At 62.9% G+C, this 18449-nt stretch carries 17 protein-coding genes; 6 read left to right on the top strand and 11 right to left on the bottom strand.

Translation table 11 applies throughout. The annotated features are described in order from the left end of the window. Window positions 1–149: 149 nt before the first annotated feature. The 4 genes from PM2_RS09830 (at window position 150) to PM2_RS09815 (ending at window position 5247) form a co-directional block, all read left to right on the top strand. Window positions 150–1937, top strand: a complete 1788-nt coding sequence (locus PM2_RS09830) for an N-acetylglutaminylglutamine amidotransferase (protein ID WP_028698679.1) — start codon at window positions 150–152, stop codon at window positions 1935–1937. Between the two features lie 3 nt (window positions 1938–1940). Next, the gene (ngg, locus tag PM2_RS09825) at window positions 1941–3686 is read left to right on the top strand and encodes an N-acetylglutaminylglutamine synthetase (protein WP_028698680.1); all 1746 of its coding nucleotides are present in this window, start codon (window positions 1941–1943) and stop codon (window positions 3684–3686) included. A gap of 67 nt (window positions 3687–3753) precedes the next feature. After that, window positions 3754–4938, top strand: a complete 1185-nt coding sequence (locus PM2_RS09820; protein ID WP_016715546.1) for an osmoprotectant NAGGN system M42 family peptidase — start codon at window positions 3754–3756, stop codon at window positions 4936–4938. Window positions 4939–5019: 81 nt separating this feature from the next. Then, window positions 5020–5247 carry a YheU family protein gene (locus PM2_RS09815; protein ID WP_004575803.1) on the top strand — a complete coding sequence of 76 codons (228 nt, stop codon included), beginning with the start codon at window positions 5020–5022 and terminating at the stop codon, window positions 5245–5247. Window positions 5248–5251: 4 nt separating this feature from the next. Here the strand turns inward: PM2_RS09815 and csrA are convergent, their stop codons facing one another. Further along, window positions 5252–5431, bottom strand: coding sequence for a carbon storage regulator CsrA (csrA, locus tag PM2_RS09810; protein WP_016715545.1), 180 nt, complete (start codon window positions 5429–5431; stop codon window positions 5252–5254). Between the two features lie 120 nt (window positions 5432–5551). Further along, window positions 5552–6361 (bottom strand): SDR family oxidoreductase, encoded by an 810-nt coding sequence (locus tag PM2_RS09805; RefSeq protein ID WP_016715544.1) that lies wholly within the window; start codon window positions 6359–6361, stop codon window positions 5552–5554. Window positions 6362–6581: 220 nt separating this feature from the next. On the opposite strand from PM2_RS09805, the gene PM2_RS29905 reads away from it, so the two are divergent. Further along, a complete protein-coding gene (locus tag PM2_RS29905) occupies window positions 6582–6734 on the top strand; it encodes a DUF3309 family protein (RefSeq protein WP_016715543.1) in 153 nt (50 codons plus the stop codon). Here PM2_RS29905 and PM2_RS09795 read toward each other — a convergent pair. The 9 genes from PM2_RS09795 to PM2_RS09755 form a co-directional block, all read right to left on the bottom strand. After that, window positions 6717–7439 carry a response regulator gene (locus tag PM2_RS09795; RefSeq protein WP_016715542.1) on the bottom strand — a complete coding sequence of 241 codons (723 nt, stop codon included), beginning with the start codon at window positions 7437–7439 and terminating at the stop codon, window positions 6717–6719. The genes PM2_RS29905 and PM2_RS09795 overlap by 18 nt on opposite strands. A 45-nt stretch (window positions 7440–7484) precedes the next feature. Beyond that, window positions 7485–8111, bottom strand: a complete 627-nt coding sequence (locus PM2_RS09790) for a response regulator transcription factor (RefSeq protein WP_016715541.1) — start codon at window positions 8109–8111, stop codon at window positions 7485–7487. A 23-nt stretch (window positions 8112–8134) separates the two neighbouring features. Continuing rightward, window positions 8135–9331 carry a hypothetical protein gene (locus tag PM2_RS31165; protein ID WP_169739393.1) on the bottom strand — a complete coding sequence of 399 codons (1197 nt, stop codon included), beginning with the start codon at window positions 9329–9331 and terminating at the stop codon, window positions 8135–8137. Further along, complete coding sequence (locus PM2_RS09780) at window positions 9328–10062, bottom strand: pilus assembly protein (RefSeq protein WP_028698681.1); 735 nt, start codon at window positions 10060–10062, stop codon at window positions 9328–9330. Before PM2_RS09780 ends, PM2_RS31165 begins: the two co-directional genes overlap by 4 nt. A gap of 112 nt (window positions 10063–10174) precedes the next feature. Further along, entirely contained in the window at window positions 10175–12673 is a 2499-nt protein-coding gene (locus PM2_RS09775) for a CS1-pili formation C-terminal domain-containing protein (RefSeq protein ID WP_028698682.1), read from the bottom strand. An 86-nt stretch (window positions 12674–12759) separates the two neighbouring features. Further along, the gene (locus PM2_RS09770; protein ID WP_016715537.1) at window positions 12760–13239 is read right to left on the bottom strand and encodes a CS1 type fimbrial major subunit; all 480 of its coding nucleotides are present in this window, start codon (window positions 13237–13239) and stop codon (window positions 12760–12762) included. A gap of 194 nt (window positions 13240–13433) precedes the next feature. Next, the gene (locus PM2_RS09765; protein WP_016715536.1) at window positions 13434–15098 is read right to left on the bottom strand and encodes a cation acetate symporter; all 1665 of its coding nucleotides are present in this window, start codon (window positions 15096–15098) and stop codon (window positions 13434–13436) included. Beyond that, entirely contained in the window at window positions 15095–15406 is a 312-nt protein-coding gene (locus PM2_RS09760; RefSeq protein ID WP_016715535.1) for a DUF485 domain-containing protein, read from the bottom strand. The genes PM2_RS09765 and PM2_RS09760 overlap by 4 nt, the downstream gene beginning before the upstream one ends. Window positions 15407–15648: 242 nt before the next feature. Continuing rightward, the gene (locus tag PM2_RS09755; protein ID WP_016715534.1) at window positions 15649–16509 is read right to left on the bottom strand and encodes a glycine betaine ABC transporter substrate-binding protein; all 861 of its coding nucleotides are present in this window, start codon (window positions 16507–16509) and stop codon (window positions 15649–15651) included. A 197-nt stretch (window positions 16510–16706) separates the two neighbouring features. On the opposite strand from PM2_RS09755, the gene PM2_RS09750 reads away from it, so the two are divergent. Then, entirely contained in the window at window positions 16707–18272 is a 1566-nt protein-coding gene (locus PM2_RS09750) for a glycoside hydrolase family 17 protein (RefSeq protein WP_016715533.1), read from the top strand. Window positions 18273–18449: the final 177 nt, after the last annotated feature.

Here is an 18449-nt window from a genome sequence, read left to right as displayed (position 1 = left end):
CGCAACACCACAAAGCTCACGGCAAGCACCTACCCTCTGAACCTCATATAACAAATCGTTCTAAAACTCTCAAAAAGCACATAGGTCAGTTCCTTAAGGTGCCCTAATCCGGGGCACCCCCTCCCCAACGGAAAAACCGGTAAGGACCTATGTGCGGATTAGCAGGAGAGTTACGTTTCACCCCCCTCGACCAAGCCCCTCGCCCAGCCGACCTGGCTGCGGTAGAGCGCATTACCCATCACCTGGCCCCACGAGGCCCGGATGCCTGGGGCTTCCATAGCCAGGGCCCGATCGCCCTGGGCCACCGGCGCCTGAAAATCATGGACTTGTCCGACGGTTCGGCGCAGCCGATGGTCGACAACACGCTGGGCCTGTCACTGGCCTTCAACGGTGCCATTTACAACTTCCCTGAACTGCGCCAGGAGCTACAGGACCTGGGCTATACCTTCTGGTCCGACGGCGATACCGAGGTGCTGCTGAAGGGTTACCACGCCTGGGGCGCGGCGTTGCTGCCCAAGCTTAACGGCATGTTCGCGCTGGCCATCTGGGAGCGCGACAACCAGCGCCTGTTCCTGGCCCGCGACCGCCTGGGCGTCAAACCTCTGTACCTGTCACGCAACGGCGAGCGCCTGCGTTTCGCCTCGACCCTTCCGGCCCTGCTAAAGGGAGGCGACATCGACCCGGTGCTCGACCCGGTGGCGCTCAACCATTACCTGAACTTCCACGCCGTGGTACCGGCACCGCGCACTTTGCTGGCCAATGTGCAGAAGCTGGAGCCCGGCACCTGGATGCGTATCGACTGCCATGGCGAAGTGGAACGACAGACCTGGTGGCAGCTGAAATACGGCGCCAACCCGGACGAGCGCGAGCTGGACCTGGAAGGCTGGACCACCCGCGTGCTCGACGCCACACGCGACGCTGTGGCCATCCGTCAGCGTGCTGCAGTGGACGTGGGTGTACTGCTGTCCGGCGGGGTCGACTCCAGCCTGCTGGTCGGCCTGCTACGCGAAGTGGGCGTGGACGACCTGTCGACGTTCTCCATCGGCTTTGAAGACGCTGGCGGCGAACGTGGCGATGAGTTCCAGTATTCCGACCTGATCGCCAAACACTACGGCACACGCCACCACCAGCTGCGCATTGCCGAACACGAGATCATCGACCAACTGCCGGCCGCGTTCCGTGCCATGAGCGAGCCGATGGTCAGCCACGACTGCATCGCCTTCTACCTGCTGTCACGGGAAGTGGCCAAGCATTGCAAGGGCGTGCAAAGCGGCCAGGGCGCGGACGAGCTGTTCGCCGGCTACCACTGGTACCCGCAGGTGGACGGCGCCGAGGATGCCTATGCCGCCTATCGCGACGCGTTCTTCGACCGCAGCCACGCCGAGTACCGCGACACCGTGCAGGCGCCCTGGCTACTGGAAACCGACGCTGCCGGCGACTTCGTACGCGAACACTTCGCCCGCCCCGGTGCCCGGGATGCAGTGGACAAGGCGCTGCGCCTGGACAGCACGGTGATGCTGGTGGACGACCCGGTCAAGCGCGTGGACAACATGACCATGGCCTGGGGCCTGGAGGCACGCACACCGTTCCTCGACTACCGCCTGGTGGAACTGTCGGCGCGCATTCCGGCGCGCTTCAAATTGCCCGACGGCGGCAAGCAGGTGCTCAAGCAGGCAGCGCGACGGGTGATCCCGCATGAGGTGATCGACCGCAAGAAGGGCTACTTCCCGGTACCGGGCCTGAAGCACCTGGAAGGCGCCACCCTGGGTTGGGTGCGCGAGCTGCTGACCGACCCCAGCCAGGACCGAGGGCTGTTCAACCCGCCCATGCTCGACCGCCTGCTCAGCAACCCGCATGGCCAGCTTACCCCGCTGCGCGGCTCCAAACTGTGGCAACTGGCGGCGCTTAACCTGTGGCTGAGCGAACAAGGAATCTGACCGATGAAAGCCCATGAAATCGCTTACGGTCAGCGCCTGCTGCGCGGCCAGGCGCCGTCCTACGAGCGCCTGCAGGCACGCCTGGCTGGCGACGGCAGCCAGCCCCACGACCAGCCACGTGCCGTGCATTGTGGCTGGGGCCGACTGCTGATCGGCCACACCTACCCCAACCCGGTCAGCCTGGCGAATGACCTGCTGGACGAACGCCCCGGCGAACGCGATATCGCCCTGTACGTGGCCGCGCCACAGCAGTTGCTGGCCCAGGCGCCGCAGCAGCTGTTTCTCGACCCGTCCGACACCTTACGCCTGTGGTTCACCGACTACCGTCCGGCGCAGCGGGTGTTCCGCGGCTTTCGCGTACGCCGGGCACAGAACCCGGCCGACTGGCAGGCCATCAACACCCTGTATCAAGCACGCGGCATGTTGCCGGTGGACGCCGCGCTGCTCACCCCCCGGCACCTGGGCGGCCCGGTGTTCTGGCTAGCCGAAGACGAAGACAACGGCGCGGTGATCGGTAGCGTCATGGGCCTGAACCACGCCAAGGCCTTCGACGACCCGGAGCACGGCAGCAGCCTGTGGTGCCTGGCAGTGGACCCGCAATGCACCCGCCCCGGCGTGGGTGAAGTGCTGGTGCGCCACCTGATCGAGCACTTCATGAGCCGGGGCTTGGCCTACCTCGACCTGTCAGTGCTGCACGACAACCGCCAGGCCAAGCGCCTGTACCAGAAACTGGGGTTTCGCAACCTGCCCACCTTCGCGGTCAAGCGCAAGAACGGCATCAATCAGCAGCTGTTTTTGGGCCCGGGCCCTGAAGCCGAGCTGAACCCCTACGCCCGCATCATCGTTGACGAGGCCCTGCGCCGGGGTATCGACGTGCAGGTAGACGACGCCGCTGGCGGCCTGTTCACCCTGAGCCTGGGCGGGCGGCGCATTCGCTGCCGCGAATCGCTCAGTGACCTGACCAGCGCCGTGACCATGACCCTGTGCCAGGACAAACGCCTGACCCGGCACGCACTGCACAACGCCGGGCTGCAGGTGCCGGCGCAGCAGCTGGCGGGCAATGCCGACGACAACCTGGCGTTTCTCGACGAGCATGGCGCAGTGGTGGTCAAGCCGGTGGATGGTGAGCAAGGCCAGGGCGTGGCGGTAAACCTGACCTGCATCGACGACATCACCCGCGCCGTGGCGCACGCCCGTCAATTTGACAGCCGCGTGCTGCTGGAGAGCTTTCATGCCGGGTTCGACCTGCGCATCGTGGTGATCGGCTACGAAGTGGTGGCCGCTGCCATCCGCCACCCGGCTCAGGTACTGGGCGATGGCAGGCATAGCATCCGCCAGTTGATCGATGCCCAGAGCCGCCGTCGCCAGGCGGCGACCTTTGGTGAAAGCCGCATTCCGCTGGACGATGAAACCGAGCGCACGTTACGGGCGGCAGGCTTTGGCTATGACGACGTATTGCCCGCCGACCAGCGCCTGGCCGTGCGGCGCACCGCCAACCTGCACACCGGCGGCACCCTGGAAGACGTGACCGAACGCCTGCACCCGGTACTGGCCGACGCTGCCGTGCGCGCTGCGCGGGCACTGGAGATACCGGTGGTGGGGCTGGACTTCATGGTGCGCGATGCCGGGCAGCCGGAGTACGTGATCATCGAGGCCAACGAGCGTGCCGGGTTGGCCAACCATGAACCGCAGCCCACGGCCGAGCGATTCATCGACTTGCTGTTTCCGCATAGCCGGCCTTTGGCGTAACTGCTGATGGCCTCTTCGCAGGCAAGCCCGCGAAGAGGCCAGCACAGGATTAAAGGAGTCCCCGACCATGTCCGACCGACATCCCGAACCCGATCTCGACTACCTCAAACGCGTGCTGCTGGAGATGCTCGCCATCCCCAGCCCCACCGGCTTCACCGACACCATCGTTCGCTACGTGGCCGAACGCCTGGACGAGCTGGGCATCCCCTTCGAGCTGACCCGGCGCGGTACCATCCGCGCCACCCTCAAAGGCCGGCAAACCTCCCCCGACCGTGCCGTATCCGCCCACCTGGACACCATCGGTGCCAGCGTGCGCCAGCTGCAGGACAATGGCCGCCTGGCCCTGGCACCGGTGGGTTGCTGGTCCAGCCGCTTCGCCGAAGGCAGCCGCGTCAGCGTATTCACCGATACTGGCGTATACCGTGGCAGCGTGCTGCCGCTGATGGCCAGCGGGCATGCCTTCAACACCGCCATCGACCAGATGCCGGTCAGCTGGGACCATGTGGAAGTGCGCCTAGATGCCTATTGCGCCACCCGTGCCGATTGCGAGGCGCTGGGCGTGAGCATTGGTGATTTCGTGGCCTTCGACCCCTTGCCCGAGTTCACCGAGAGCGGTCACATCAGCGCCCGCCACCTGGACGACAAGGCCGGCGTAGCCGCGCTGCTGGCGGCACTGAAGGCCGTGGTTGAAAGCGGTCAGCAGCCACTGATCGACTGCCACCCACTGTTCACCATCACCGAAGAAACCGGCTCGGGAGCGGCGGGCGCCCTGCCCTGGGATGTCAGCGAGTTCGTCGGCATCGACATTGCCCCGGTAGCGCCCGGCCAAGCGTCCAGCGAACATGCGGTGAGCGTGGCCATGCAGGATTCGTCGGGGCCTTACGACTACCACTTGTCCCGGCACCTGCTGAAACTGGCCGGCGACCATGACCTGCCGGTGCGGCGCGACCTCTTCCGCTATTACTTCAGCGACGCCCATTCGGCGGTGACCGCGGGGCACGATATTCGTACGGCGCTGGTGGCATTCGGTTGTGATGCCACCCATGGCTATGAGCGTACCCATATCGACAGCCTGGCGGCACTCAGCCGGTTGTTGTCGGCTTACCTGTTGAGCCCACCGGTGTTCGCCAGCGATTCGCAGCCAGCCAATGCTTCGCTCGAGCGCTTCAGCCACCAGTTGGAGCATGATGCGCAAATGGAGAGCGACACGCGGGTGCCGGCGGTGGACAGCCTGGTTGGCAATAAAGGCTGAGGGGCCTGGGGCCGCAAAGCGGCCCCAAAATAACGAATGTTTCGCGTAGCATGCCCACACCTACTTCAGACAACACCTACCATGCTGATCCCCTACGACCAACTGCAAGCCGAAACCCTGACCCGCCTGATCGAAGACTTCGTCACCCGCGACGGCACCGACAATGGCGACGATACCCCACTGGAAACCCGTGTGCTGCGGGTACGCCAGGCATTGGCCAAGGGGCAGGCGTTCATCCTGTTCGACCTTGAGAGCCAACAGTGCCAGTTGCTGGCCAAGCATGACGTGCCCCGTGAGCTACTGGAATAGCGGGTCAGGCCTTGCCCTGCTTCGCCGCTTTGATGCGCTTGTACACCTCGGCCCGATGCACCGGCACCTCACGCGGGGCATCGACGCCAAAGCGCACGACCCCATCCCGGGTATCTACCACCATTATCCGAATGTCATCACCGATCACGATGATCTCGCCGACTTCGCGCCCAATTACCAGCATGTTCCGTTCCTCCAGCGAAAGGGAAAAACGGAGCCTGACGCGTAAGTATTCGGCTACTCAATAGCTCCACCGCTATTCAGAAGAACCCTACATCTCGGGGTAACTTCTCCTACAGTAGATTCATCGAGGCAGCGCTTTTACCCGCATTTTTACGGCCATTTCGGCCATCTCGTCATACAGCCGCTCCGGGGCCTGACGCTTCAATTGCCAGGCCTGTCGCCCTGCCTCGTGAGGCAGGATGAGGAAGTCGCCAGCAGCGACTTGCTGGTAGATGTACTCGGCAATGTCCGCCGCGCTGATCGGCGAGCTTTCCAGCAACTTGCCAACCTGCGCTTTCATCGCCGGGTTCGGGCCACGGAACGAGTCCAGCAGATTGGTCTGGAAGAACGAGGGGCACACCACATGCACCGCCACCTCCAGCTGGCGCAGTTCCACCAGCAGGCTTTCAGACAGGGCCAGCACGCCGGCCTTGGCCACGTTGTAGTTGCTCATGCCTGGGCCCTGCATCAACGCAGCCATGGAGGCGACGTTGATGATGCGGCCCTTGCTGCGCTCCAGCAGCGGCAAAAAGGCCTTGCAGCCCTTGACCACGCCCATCAGGTTGACCGCGATCTGCCAGTCCCAGTCTTCCAGCGACAGTTCGGCAAAGAACCCGCCCGAGGCAACACCGGCATTGTTGACGATCACGTCGATACCGCCGAACTGCTCGGTGCAGGCCTGGGCCAGGGCTGTCAGCTGGCTATAGTCACGCACGTCACAGCGCTGAACGAAGCCATCGCCGCCAGCGGCGCGGACCAGCGCAAGTGTTTCGCGCAGGCTGGCCTCATTGACATCGGCCAGCGCCAGGCGCCAGCCCTCACGCGCCCAGCGCAGGGCGATCTCGCGGCCGAGGCCGGACCCGGCGCCGGTGATCATGATGCGTTTTTGCATGGTGGCTGGCCTTGTTCCAAGTGGTTGTGCAGCGAGTCTAATCAAGACCAGGCGGACAGGCAGGGTTCATCAGGGTAGTGAATGGGTGGGCATGACTGCATGGTCAGTTACACCTGCCTGGCTGCACACAAATGGAATCTTTCCCTCGCGGCGCCGGTCTTTACTTACAAGAGGCCAGCCGTCAGAGGCCCTTGACCCTCAACCATGCAAGGATTCCGTCATGACCACGATTCTCATCATCATCCTGATCCTTCTGCTGATTGGTGGCTTACCGGTCTTCCCACACTCGCGCAGCTGGGGCTACGGCCCTTCGGGCATCGTGGGCGTGATACTGGTGATTCTGCTGGTGCTCCTGTTACTCGGCATGATTTGACCGCAGGGCGTGTGAGGCCAGTTGGCGATCGAGGTACAGCATCGCTTGGCGAAGTGCCTCCACGTCCCTTTTCAGGTCGACGGGTGCGAGCGTCTTGTCGCTACATTGGCGTTCCAGGCGCTCGCATTGGTAAACCACTTCCCTGGCGCGGGCGATGCGCGCAGCCCCTTTGATGCGATGGGCGAGTTGGCCCAAGGCCTCAACGTTCTCCTGTAACTTGCTCAGTTGCTGAAAGTCTTGAACGTTGCTGGTGCGCAACGCTTCCAGTAACGCGTGCAGTGCTGCCTTGTCGTAACCCACAAGGCGCTGCACATGTTCAATGTCGAGCACTGCAGGGCTGATCGGGGCCAACGTTTGCACCAGGCGCTTCAGGCTCAGCGGCTTCAGCAGGCAGTCATCCATCCCGGCTGCGCGGCAACGCGCCCGAACTGCGGGTGTAACCGTAGCCGTCATGCCGATAACCCGGCACTGTGGCCGGCCACTTCGCCGCTCGTGCTCACGGATGGCGCGCGCCAGGGCATACCCGTCAAGCCGAGGCATGCCGCAGTCGGTGATCACCCCATCAAAATGACCACCGAGCCACAGGCGTAGCGCCTGTGCGCCGTCCTCGGCCAGTTGAACCTGATGCCCGATATGATCGAGCTGTTGTGACAGCAACAAGCGGTTGATCAACGCATCATCTACCACCAGTACACGCAACGACATGGATCAACGCCAACGACATGGCTTCAGGGTCACGCAAATGCACGTTCAGATCAGTTGGTTACGGCGTGCGAAATCCGCCAGGTCAATGACCGAAGTGAGCCTGAGCTTTTCCAGCAGGCGCGTTTTGTAGGTGCTGATGGTCTTGTTGCTCAACAGCATGGCTTCACCGATAGCCTTGTTGCCATAGCCACGGGCCAGGTACAGCAGCACCGTCAATTCGCGGTCGGTGAGGCTGGCGATGCACTGGGCCTCACTGGCGCGCAGGTCCTGCCTGCACACGGAGCTCATGGCCACTTCGGGGTAATAAGTGAAGCCCGACAACACGGCAGCGACGGCCTTGCCCAGTTCGTCCAGGTCATCGGTCTTGGCCACATAACCTGCGGCACCGGCCTGCAGGCAACGCAGCGAGTACGCCTCGGCCAGTTGCGAGGTCAGCACCACGACCTTGCACGAAAGGCCGCAGGCCTTGATACGGGCGATCACTTCCAACCCGTCCAGGCCTGGCATCGCGATGTCGAGGATCACCAGGTCCGGCACCAGCTCGCGCACCAGGCGCACGGCGTCTATGCCGTTGTCTGCCTGGCCGACCACCTGCACACGCTGCTGGCGCAGCAGCATGCAGACGGTGGCACGGATGAAGGGGTGGTCATCGACCACCAGGGCTGTGTGCATGGTGCCTCTCTCGTTGGTGATGCCTACAGTTCAGCATCGAATACGACGGTTACCTGTCCGGTGTAGGTACTGCCGGGATGCCTCAGCATATTTTGCACCTGGCTACGTTCAACGTCGAAATGCAACTGGCCGCGACGGTTGAGGGTCGGTGTCACAGCGTCGAACTGCAGCGCCGCCTGAGCGCCGCTTGGCAGGGCAAGGCGTTCAACCTGCCCCCCCGCGTGCTGGATACCCCCTGGGAGCGTGAGTGCGACCAGTACCGGCACCTGGTCGTTGTGCTCGTTGCGAATCCCGCACTCGGGACCCACATCGTACTGGCAGAGCTTGTAAACCTTGAACGGGCCTGTCGACCAGGCCCTGAATGGCAGGTCGCGATTGAGCCGCTGCGGTGGCTTGCCGCCGGCCAACCAAGCTTGCCAGCCCCCTGGCGGTTCAAGCACCGCGCGCTCGGAGCCAGGCGGGAACTCGAAGAGGAAGGCGTGCTGCACGTCGAGCACAAAATTTACGGTCAGGCTGCTGCCACTCAGGGCAGTGACATCGTTGCCAAAGTCAAAGTCCCCCCTTGGGCCGATGCTGTAGGTCAGGCTGCCGCGATAAGTGCCACTGGGCATGCGAAAAGGGGGTGTGGTGGTCATTTCATAGGCGACGCTGGTCTCCAGCACCGAGGCGACTTCCACTCGTCCTTCCGGGGCTGTGCGACTATAACTCCAGCAAGGCGAAGGCGCAGTCGGCTGCTCGACGTCCCAAAGATAGCTGACTTTGGCAGGCCGCATTTGGGAAACGTACCCACGCTCACGACACCCCCCACTGAGTATCCGATTATAAAGCGGGTGATCATAAATAGAGCCGCTGGTCTGCACGTGTTGACTAAGCGCAGTCCACTCGAACGTAAGGCGACGCGACTCTCCCGTGATGTCGTGATAGACATCAACCTCGCGCCTGGCCGGCAAACTGACATAGAAATGATCGCGTGGATCAACAGCGCCCTTGGTGGTCTTCTTGTCATAGGTGATGGGTAATGTCACCGTAGTACGGTTTCTGCAGGCATTGCCCCAACTGCTGCAAAGCCCGCCTGGCGGGGTGGTGTTGTCGAAGCGCCCCGTACCCCCGCCCAGATACTGCGCCGTGATCGTCACGTCGAGTGCCATGACGACAGGCGTGACAAACCACAGTGCGCCCCCCAGCCAGGTACGCGCCAGTCGGTTCATCAACACCTTCATCGCTCCATTACCATGGCCGTGCGCTGGTCACCTTCGTGCAGCTCGAACTGGTGGATACGCGCGACATCCCCCTCGAACTGGCGGCTACGGCCCGGCAGCAAGTGATGCTTGGTGGCCGGCTCGCACGCCTCCTGCGGCGCGCGGCACTGACGGAAATGGTCAAGCACCACGGTGGCATTGCCCTCGTTGGCCACGGTCAACAACCCGCCCTCCCGCCGGACCGGCGTGTGGTAGTGCGCCTGCGCAGGCCTGACGAACAGCAGCGAACCAAAACCGGCCAGCAAATTCACCCCCGCCCTGAGGCTGTCGCGGTACTGTTGTGCCTGCTGCTCGTCCACAGCAAACCCGTCACCCAACTCTGGCAACACGGGCATGAAGCGCAGGCGGAAATAGCGCTCCTCGGCCCGCGAGCCGCGATACAGCAGGCGCACCGCCTGCATGCCCTTGGCCGGCACGATCAGCCGGGCGGGGCTAGCGACCAGGCCGCGTTGCTCCAGCGGCAGGCCTTCGGTGTCGATCTCCCGCGCTACACCAGCTTCGTCATACACCAGCTCGACGACACTGACCTTGACGAACGCCGTGCTGTCGCCGCCATTGCGCACCTTCTTGAGCAGGGTACTTTTGTTGCCGTCAAGGTAGTCGTACAAGCCACCTATATTCAGCTCGGGGGCGGCCGCTGCAGCCAGCGGCATGGCCAACAGTGCGATGGCCAGTATCTGGGGCACTCTCATTGCAAAGCTCCCTGGGTCCATTGGGTTAGGTTATTGCTCAGCGCAGCTAGCGGCCACGACGAAAGCAGTAGGACGTTTCTGAAAACGCCTTCGGAAAAGCGGCTGCCGGTATTCATTGGGCTGGCTCCCCCGCCATGCCCACCGACGTCGCGTACTCAGGCAAGCAACGCTGATCGCCGGCCAACAGCACGTCGCCTTCACGAGGCAAAGTGGCCAGGTCCAGGCGCAGCAGGCACAGCGCCTGGCCGCGCAGGCGAACATCCAGAGTGGGTGTGGTGTGGCTCATTTCCACGGCGAAAAAGCCATCGGCCTCGCTGACACTGCGGCTGGCGTGGTTGACCACCTGCGCGCCACGCAGGGGCTGCCCTTGGGCATCGAGCAAACGCCCCAGTACGGTCACCGTGCGCAACACACGCAGCTGGCGGTATTCGATGCCCCCACGGTTAAGGTGATAATCCATGCTCGACGGCTGGATCACCGCCGCCGTGGTATCGCCATCGTCGAGATCGAATTGCACATGCCCGGCCTTGTAAGGCGTCACCGGGATGATGTTGCGCCCAGGGTGCAATTTGGCGCCCAGTGCATCGTCGGCACGCAACTTCAGGCCGTCAATGTCGCTGTCTACATCAACGATCAGTGCTGCCTGGTGAGGCAGGTACTGGCCACTGACGGCAGCTTTGCCGGCACCGATGGCCACCAGGCTCTCCAGGTTAAGGCCACCGCTGAAGTCACCGTTGTACGAGGAACGCTGCACATAGGCATCGCCATGCAGCACTTGGCTCTCGAACTGCGTATCGCCCCCCAGCCCGGCGCCATAGCGATCGGCGCTGAGGGTGGCGCCAACGCTGCGCAGAGGCCCAAGTTCGACGTCCTGCTGATAGCCAAGCGACGTGTTGAGATCACGGCCGCCATCGCGTGATGTGCGGCTGCCTACACTGGCCGAGACACGCCGCCCACTGCCACCCAGGCTCATGCTCAAACTCAGGTTGACGCCACGGCTGCGGGCATCGCCGGTGGCGCTGTTGCCGGGGCGGTCGAACAGTGAAAGGCGCCAGTTGGCGTCGGAGCCGAGCAGATGGCCGAAGTAGGACCAGCCCAGGTCGACACCGGTACCGGCGTCACCGCCACTGCTGTGGGACAGGCGCACGCTGGCGGTGTTACGTGGGTCCAGCCGGTGGCTAAGTGACAAGGACGATTGCGTCTGGCGCGTCTGAAACGGCTGTGTGGGCTGACCGTCGCGTCGGTCCCACTCGGGCCGGACCAGCCAGCTGCGGCTATGGCTGGCGACCAGCGAACCACTCGCATAGGCGTGGATCAGTTGCAGGTCGTAGCCGTTGCCATGGCCTTGGGCCTGGAACAGATTGCCATACACTTTGAAGCGGTCGCGCACGTCCCAGTCCAGCGAAGTTCCGTACTGCATGGCATCGTCGATACGCTGGGCAGACAACCCAACGACTGCGCGTGGGTGCAGCAGGTAATTGGCCAGCACACCGGCGGCCAGGGTGTCGTCTTTGTCATGCTGCCAGTTGCTGAACTGGCTGGTCTGCTGGCCGAGGTACAGGTTATAGCGCCAAGGGGCATCGGTGCTGCGCCAGTTGCCTGGCTTGTAGATGAACGCCTGGCTGCGCGAGCTTTCCTGGCCATCTTCAACCAGGCGGACCTCGACTTCGTAAATGCCGCCCGGCAGCACCTTGGTGTCGAGTGTCTGCAAACCGGGCTGCACGGGCTGGCTGTTGATCAGCACGCCGTTTCGATAGATTTCGGCGATTGCCGGGCGGTTGGGGGTGACATAGATCGGCGTGGCACTGGGCGCGGCGCCGTCAATCAGCAAGCTGTCGCTGCTGCCGAACATCACCCCCACGGTGGTGTCGGGGCTGGCTCCCATCAGCCTGGGCTGGCGGGTCAACCCTTGAGCGCCAGGGGTGAAATACCCCAAGCGGTAAAAATGGTCCTCTACCAGGCGCTCACCATACAGCTGGTCGACCCGGTAGCGGGTGCCCTGGCGGTTGTCACTGCCACGGTCGAGTTGGCCTTCGGCCAAGGCGGTCCATTGCCCGACACTGCCCTGCCCTTGCAAGGCATAGCGGCCACTGGTGGCCTGGCCGTCATTGAGCAGGTTGAGCTGGTTGCGCAACAGCAGGCCATGGCTGCCCTGCTCTGGCAGGCGGTGATAGCGCTCAGCGGTGCCGGACACTTCGGCCTGGTCGGTCAGCAAAGACAACTGCGAATTGACCAGGCTGTAATGCACGGCACGCAAGCCGTCAGGGCAGTCTCCCCGGCAATCCCCCAGGTATCGAGGATTGGCCAGCCGCTCCCGCCAGCGGCGGCGCAGGCTTTCGGGCTCGCGGCTTTCGAGGGTGTCGGTGAATTCAAGTAGCTGCACACGCTGATCGCGGTCGAGGACTACCATAGCGTCGCCCAAGTAGCGGCCATCCAAGTCGACCCGAACGGCCAATGGCACGTCGAAGAAATGCGCCTCGAATTCCTTCGGCAATCCTTCGGCCGCACCCAAGGTAGCACTCACTGCTGGGCCTGTTACGGACCATAGAGCAAGGATGGCAGCCAGCGTCAGCCGGCAGCGTGTGGCAGCGATGAAAGAGTGATCGGTCATGGGCATCGCTTGCAGGCAAGACCTGCCCGCCCCTCGCTAGAAGCGAAGGCCGGTGCAGGAAACGGTGATGAACGCTGGGGGCGGAATCAAGGCGCAGCGGTTTCGAAGATCATGCTCACCAAGCCCTGGTAGTTGCCTGGCTCATACCCGGTCGAGGGGGCCGCCTGGGCCGCGACGTTGAAACCGACGGTGGCGCCCGAGGCCGCTTGCGCAGCGCTGACGACCTCAGCTGGCGTTGTCTTCAGGACGGTATCGCCCACTGTCACGTCCAGGCCGATGTTGTGGGTACCGCTGGCGATCACTGCCGGCGATACCAGGTAGGCAGTGATCGGGCCGACGGTGCTCTTGACCTGCAGTTCCTTACGGATCGGGTCGAGTTTTTGCTGATAGGAGTTCCAGGCCATTTCTTGCGGATCGTTCATCCAGTTGCCGCCGACTGGCTCGACGAAGAAGGCATCGGTCGGCACCTGCGCGACGATTTGCACTTGCTTCTCGATAGGGTCAACGGCAAAGGCAGCACCGGCAAACAGCAGGGTCAGGGGCAGGGCAAGCAGCGAACGTTTCACGGGGGGTTATCTCCTTGGCAAAGTAATGCCTACCGGACCTTTCCGGTGAGCAAGGAGATTGTTCAACTTTGCAGCTCGCCGCTAACTAGGACAGTTCCGAACGGGCCTCGGAAATTTCCCAACGGCTTGAAAGACGATCAGCCAGAAACGACAACGCCCCGACTGGCGGGGCGTTGTGTATCAGCGTTCAAGCATTAGTGAGACACCGCCCCACTGGCACCCAGGCCCGTTTGCGAACGCACGAACTGCGGGTAGAACAGCGCACGCTCATCGTCAGCAGCCTTGGACTTGTCAGTAACCGAGAAGAACCAGATACTGACGAAGGCAATGGCCATCGAGAACAGCGCCGGGTACTCGTACGGGTAGATGGCTTTCTCGTGGCCGAGGATCTGCACCCAGATGGTCGGGCCGAGGATCATCAGCGTCACCGCACTTACCAGGCCCAGCCAGCCACCAATCATCGCGCCGCGGGTGGTCAGCTTTTTCCAGTACATCGAAAGCAGCAGCACCGGGAAGTTGCAGCTGGCCGCGATGGAGAACGCCAGGCCCACCATGAAGGCGATGTTCTGCTTCTCGAACAGGATACCCAGGCCGATCGCCAGCACGCCCAGGGCGACGGTGGTGATCTTCGATACGCGGATCTCGTCCTTGTCGTTGGCCTTGCCCTTGCGCCATACGCTGGCGTACAGGTCGTGGGACACCGCCGAGGCACCGGCCAGGGTCAGGCCGGCAACCACCGCAAGGATGGTGGCGAAGGCGACCGCCGAAATGAAGCCCAGGAACACGCTGCCACCCACGGCATTGGCCAGGTGCACCGCCGCCATGTTGTTACCACCCAGCAGGGCGCCAGCGGCGTCCTTGAAGTCCGGGTTGGTGCTGACCAGCAGGATGGCGCCAAAGCCGATGATGAAGGTGAGGATGTAGAAGTAGCCGATGAAGCCAGTGGCGTACAGCACGCTCTTGCGCGCTTCCTTGGCGTCACTGACGGTGAAGAAGCGCATCAGGATGTGCGGCAGGCCTGCGGTACCGAACATCAGCGCCAGGCCCAGCGAGAACGCCGAGATCGGGTCTTTGACCAGGCCACCCGGGCTCATGATCGCTTCGCCCTTGGCGTGTACCTTAATGGCTTCGGAGAACAGGGTGTTGAAGTCGAAGCCCACGTGCTTCATTACCATCAGCGCCATGAAGCTGGCACCGGACAGCAGCAACACGGCCTTGATGATCTGTACCCAGGTGGTGGCCAGCATGCCGCCGAACAGCACGTACAGGCACATCAGGATACCCACCAGGATCACCGCCACATGGTAGTCCAGACCGAACAGCAGCTCGATCAGCTTGCCGGCACCGACCATCTGGGCGATCAGGTAGAACGCCACCACCACCAGCGAACCGGACGCCGACAGGGTGCGGATTTCCTTCTGCCCGAGGCGGTACGAGGCCACGTCGGCGAAGGTGTACTTGCCCAGGTTGCGCAGGCGTTCGGCAATCAGGAAGAGGATGATCGGCCAGCCGACCAGGAAGCCGATGGAGTAGATCAGGCCATCGTAGCCAGAGGTGAACACCAGCGCGGAAATACCCAGGAACGAGGCGGCCGACATGTAGTCGCCGGCAATTGCCAGGCCGTTCTGGAAGCCAGTGATCTTGCCGCCGGCAGCGTAGTAGTCCGACGCTGACTTGTTGCGCTTAGAGGCCCAGTAGGTGATGCCGAGGGTGAAGGCGACGAAGGCCACGAACATGGCGATGGCGGAAACGTTCAGCGGTTGTTTCTGCACCTCGCCGGTCAGGGCATCGGCAGCCCACACGGCGGGTGCGAAGGCTCCGCAGGCCAGTACGGCCAGGGTTTTGGCGTGGCGAATCATTGTTGCGCCTCCTTCAGGATGGCCTTGTTCAGCTCATCGAATTCGCCGTTGGCGCGGCGTACGTAGATGGCGGTCAGGACGAATGCCGAAACGATCAGGCCGACGCCCAGAGGAATGCCCCAGGTAATCGACGACTCAGGGCTGAGCTTGGCGCCCAGTACTTGAGGACCGTAGGCAATCAGGAGGATGAAGGCGCAGTACAGGCCGAGCATGATCGCCGAGAGAATCCAGGCGAACCGTTCGCGTTTGGTGACCAGCTCCTTGAAACGGGGGCTGTTTTGTATCGAGAGGTAAATGCTGTCGTTCATTGTTTTTGTCCTAGCAGCACAGGTAGGGGATGAAACCCACGCCCTTACTTTATGCGGCTGTTGGACGGCAACCAGACGACCTTAGTCTTAGATGCAACGGTGTTTTACCGGATTTGAAACAAAGAGCTGAATGGGTGAGGGCTGAAAGGTGCTTGCCGTTGCTCTTTCAGCGCCTGCAAGATCGAGCGCCGCCCGCGCGGCGCTCGATCTCACAGGCGCTGAAAGTACAACGCCAAGCGCATTTACTTGCCAGTCCACTCCTTCACGCGATCAGGGTGCTTGGCCACCCAATCCTTGGCCGCTGCTTCAGGCTTGGCCCCTTCCTGAATCGCCAGCATCACCTCGCCAATCTCGTCTTTGGACTGCCAGTTGAACTTCTTCAGGAACTCCGCAACTTCCGGCGCCTTGGTCGCCAGTTCCTTGCTGCCGATGCTGTTCACGGTTTCCGCCGCGCCATACACGCCTTTCGGGTCTTCGAGGAACTTCAGCTTCCACTTGGCGAACATCCAGTGCGGTACCCAGCCAGTGACCGCAATCGACTGCTGCTTGGCATAGGCACGGCCCAGCTCTGCGGTCATGGCCGCACCGGAGCTTGCCTGCAGCTTGTAGCCAGTCAGGTCGTAGTCCTTAATGGCCTGGTCGGTCTTGAGCATTACGCCGGAGCCGGCGTCGATGCCGACAATCTTCTGCTTGAAGCTGCTGTCGGTCTTGAGGTCGGCAATGCTCACCGCCTTGACGTACTCGGGCACGATCAGGCCGATCTTGGCATCCTTGAAGTTGGGGCCGTAGTCGACCACGTTGTCCTTGTTTTTGGTCCAGTACTCGCCATGGGTGACGGGCAACCAGGCCGACAACATGGCATCGAGCTTGCCGGTTGCCACACCCTGCCACATGATGCCCGTGGCCACGGCCTGCAACTTCACGTCGTAGCCGAGCTTCTGCTTGATCACTTCTGCAGCCACGTTGGTGGTGGCCACGCTGTCGGCCCACCCATCCACGTAACCGATGCTTACTTCTTTAGCCATTGCCTGTGCAGCGCTCATGGCCATTACCAGGGCGGTGCCCACACCCAGGAAACGTCGCATTCTTTTCATAGCAGCCATCAAAGCATCCCCTCGTCAGGTCTAGGAGATTGCATCATCTGCCTGCAACACAGGGCGACCTGATCCAGCTGCGACCTGTAGCCGCCTCATATGCGACAGCACTGTGCCATTAGCGCCATCGGCTTACGCCGGCCTGCGCGATCCTTGCATGCCAAAGCTTTGGCGCCGGGCTACTATCTACCCTTTTGCCCCTGACGATGGACCGCCCGATGCCCAGCTCTGCCCGCCTGCTGTTGCCGTTGTACCTGCTTGCCTGCCTGTTGGCCCTGCTGGGGCTTGCAGGGCTCTGGTACGGGCTTGGCAAGCCGGCGCACCTGCCGGATGCGGCCAGCCCGACGCACAAGTTGCAGTGCGCGTCCTACACGCCGTTCGACAAGGACCAGTCGCCCTATGACCAGCCGTTTCGCCTGCGCCCGGCGCGGATGGACGCCGACCTTGCGTTGCTGGCTGAGCGATTCCAGTGCATCCGTACCTATTCCATGACCGGTCTTGAGGCAATCCCCGCGCTGGCGCGCAAGCATGGCCTGAAAGTGATGCTGGGTGCCTGGGTTAACGCCCACCCGGCCGATACCGACAGGGAAATCGACCTGCTGATTGCCACCGCCAACGCCAACCCGGATGTGGTCAGCGCGGTGATCGTCGGCAACGAAACCTTGCTGCGCAAAGAGGTGACCGGCGCACACCTGGCCACGCTGATCGCCCGTGTGAAGAGCCAGGTGAAGGTGCCGGTGACCTACGCGGATGTATGGGAATTCTGGCTGCAGCACCCGCAGGTAGCGCCGCAGGTGGACTTCTTGACTATCCACCTCTTGCCCTACTGGGAAGACGACCCTCGCGGTATCGACGAAGCCTTGGCCCATGTGGCCGATGTGCGCAGGGTGTTCGGCACGCGCTTCGCCCCCAAAGACATCCTGATTGGCGAAACCGGCTGGCCCAGCGAAGGGCGCCAGCGGGAGACCGCAGTGCCCAGCCGGGTCAACGAGGCGCGTTTCATTCGCGGCTTTGTGGCCATGGCTGAGAGCAACGGCTGGCGCTACAACCTGATCGAAGCATTCGACCAACCCTGGAAGCGCGCCAACGAGGGGGCCGTCGGCGGTTACTGGGGGCTTTACGATGCAGACCGGCAGGACAAGGGCGTGCTGGAGGGGCCGGTGAGCAACCTGCATTACTGGCCGCAGTGGTTGCTGGCCAGTGCATTGTTGATGCTGGCCATGCTGTTACTTGCCGGGCGCCCCGCAACGGTTCAGGCAGCCTTGCTGCTGCCATTGCTGGCGGCGTTTGGCGCCGGATGCCTGGGATTGTGGGGTGAGCTGATGCGCACCCATGCGCGCTTTGCCTGGGAGTGGGTATGGGCGGTGGCGCTGGCCGGGCTGAACCTGCTGGTGCTGGCCCACGCGCTGTTGGCCTTGGCCCAGCGGGCCGGCTGGCGCGAGCGGTTGTTCGCCTGGCTACAGGCACGGGCAGGCTGGCTGTTGCTGGCGGCGGGCTTCGCCGCAGCGGTGAGCATGCTGGCGATGGTGTTCGACCCGCGCTACCGCAGCTTCCCCAGTGCGGCGCTGGCGTTGCCAGCGCTGGTCTATGTGCTGTGGCCGGTACGGGCACGGCGTGCCGAGGTGGCGTTGCTGGCGTTCATTGTCGGGGCCGGCGTGGCGCCACAGTTGTTTGTGGAAGGCTGGGAAAACCAGCAGGCTTGGGGTTGGGCGGTGGTGAGCGTGCTAATGACCGCGGCTTTGTGGCGCAGCTTGCGGCTGCGTCCGGCTTGATTGTTGAGGTGGCGCGCAGATCGAGCGCCGCCCACGCGGTGCATCGCGAGCTGCGCTCGCTCCTACGTTTGTTTCGGGCCAATTATAGCTGTGGGATTTGTGCGCGAACGCTTGGCGCATGGCTCGATATCGTATCGTTCAAACAAGGCGGTCGCGCGCGCCTGTCACAGGCGTTAC

It is taken from the genome of Pseudomonas monteilii NBRC 103158 = DSM 14164 (genome assembly GCF_000730605.1).
Classification (GTDB): domain Bacteria; phylum Pseudomonadota; class Gammaproteobacteria; order Pseudomonadales; family Pseudomonadaceae; genus Aquipseudomonas; species Aquipseudomonas monteilii.
Note: the sequence above shows the minus strand (reverse complement) of the source record. Positions and strands in the feature narration are given on the sequence as shown.

What these genes read in the sequence shown, in the direction of transcription:
- ngg (WP_028698680.1), top strand. Translation starts at nt 1,941, where the DNA reads ATGAAAGCCCATGAAATCGCTTACGGTCAGCGCCTGCTGCGCGGCCAG.
- PM2_RS09750 (WP_016715533.1), top strand. Translation starts at nt 16,707, where the DNA reads ATGGACCGCCCGATGCCCAGCTCTGCCCGCCTGCTGTTGCCGTTGTAC.
- PM2_RS31165 (WP_169739393.1), bottom strand. Translation starts at nt 9,331, where the DNA reads ATGAAGGTGTTGATGAACCGACTGGCGCGTACCTGGCTGGGGGGCGCA.
- PM2_RS09760 (WP_016715535.1), bottom strand. Translation starts at nt 15,406, where the DNA reads ATGAACGACAGCATTTACCTCTCGATACAAAACAGCCCCCGTTTCAAG.
- PM2_RS09805 (WP_016715544.1), bottom strand. Translation starts at nt 6,361, where the DNA reads ATGCAAAAACGCATCATGATCACCGGCGCCGGGTCCGGCCTCGGCCGC.
- PM2_RS09795 (WP_016715542.1), bottom strand. Translation starts at nt 7,439, where the DNA reads ATGTCGTTGCGTGTACTGGTGGTAGATGATGCGTTGATCAACCGCTTG.
- PM2_RS09765 (WP_016715536.1), bottom strand. Translation starts at nt 15,098, where the DNA reads ATGATTCGCCACGCCAAAACCCTGGCCGTACTGGCCTGCGGAGCCTTC.
- PM2_RS09790 (WP_016715541.1), bottom strand. Translation starts at nt 8,111, where the DNA reads ATGCACACAGCCCTGGTGGTCGATGACCACCCCTTCATCCGTGCCACC.
- PM2_RS09815 (WP_004575803.1), top strand. Translation starts at nt 5,020, where the DNA reads ATGCTGATCCCCTACGACCAACTGCAAGCCGAAACCCTGACCCGCCTG.
- PM2_RS09780 (WP_028698681.1), bottom strand. Translation starts at nt 10,062, where the DNA reads ATGAGAGTGCCCCAGATACTGGCCATCGCACTGTTGGCCATGCCGCTG.
- PM2_RS09820 (WP_016715546.1), top strand. Translation starts at nt 3,754, where the DNA reads ATGTCCGACCGACATCCCGAACCCGATCTCGACTACCTCAAACGCGTG.
- PM2_RS09755 (WP_016715534.1), bottom strand. Translation starts at nt 16,509, where the DNA reads ATGGCTGCTATGAAAAGAATGCGACGTTTCCTGGGTGTGGGCACCGCC.
- PM2_RS29905 (WP_016715543.1), top strand. Translation starts at nt 6,582, where the DNA reads ATGACCACGATTCTCATCATCATCCTGATCCTTCTGCTGATTGGTGGC.
- PM2_RS09775 (WP_028698682.1), bottom strand. Translation starts at nt 12,673, where the DNA reads ATGACCGATCACTCTTTCATCGCTGCCACACGCTGCCGGCTGACGCTG.
- csrA (WP_016715545.1), bottom strand. Translation starts at nt 5,431, where the DNA reads ATGCTGGTAATTGGGCGCGAAGTCGGCGAGATCATCGTGATCGGTGAT.
- PM2_RS09830 (WP_028698679.1), top strand. Translation starts at nt 150, where the DNA reads ATGTGCGGATTAGCAGGAGAGTTACGTTTCACCCCCCTCGACCAAGCC.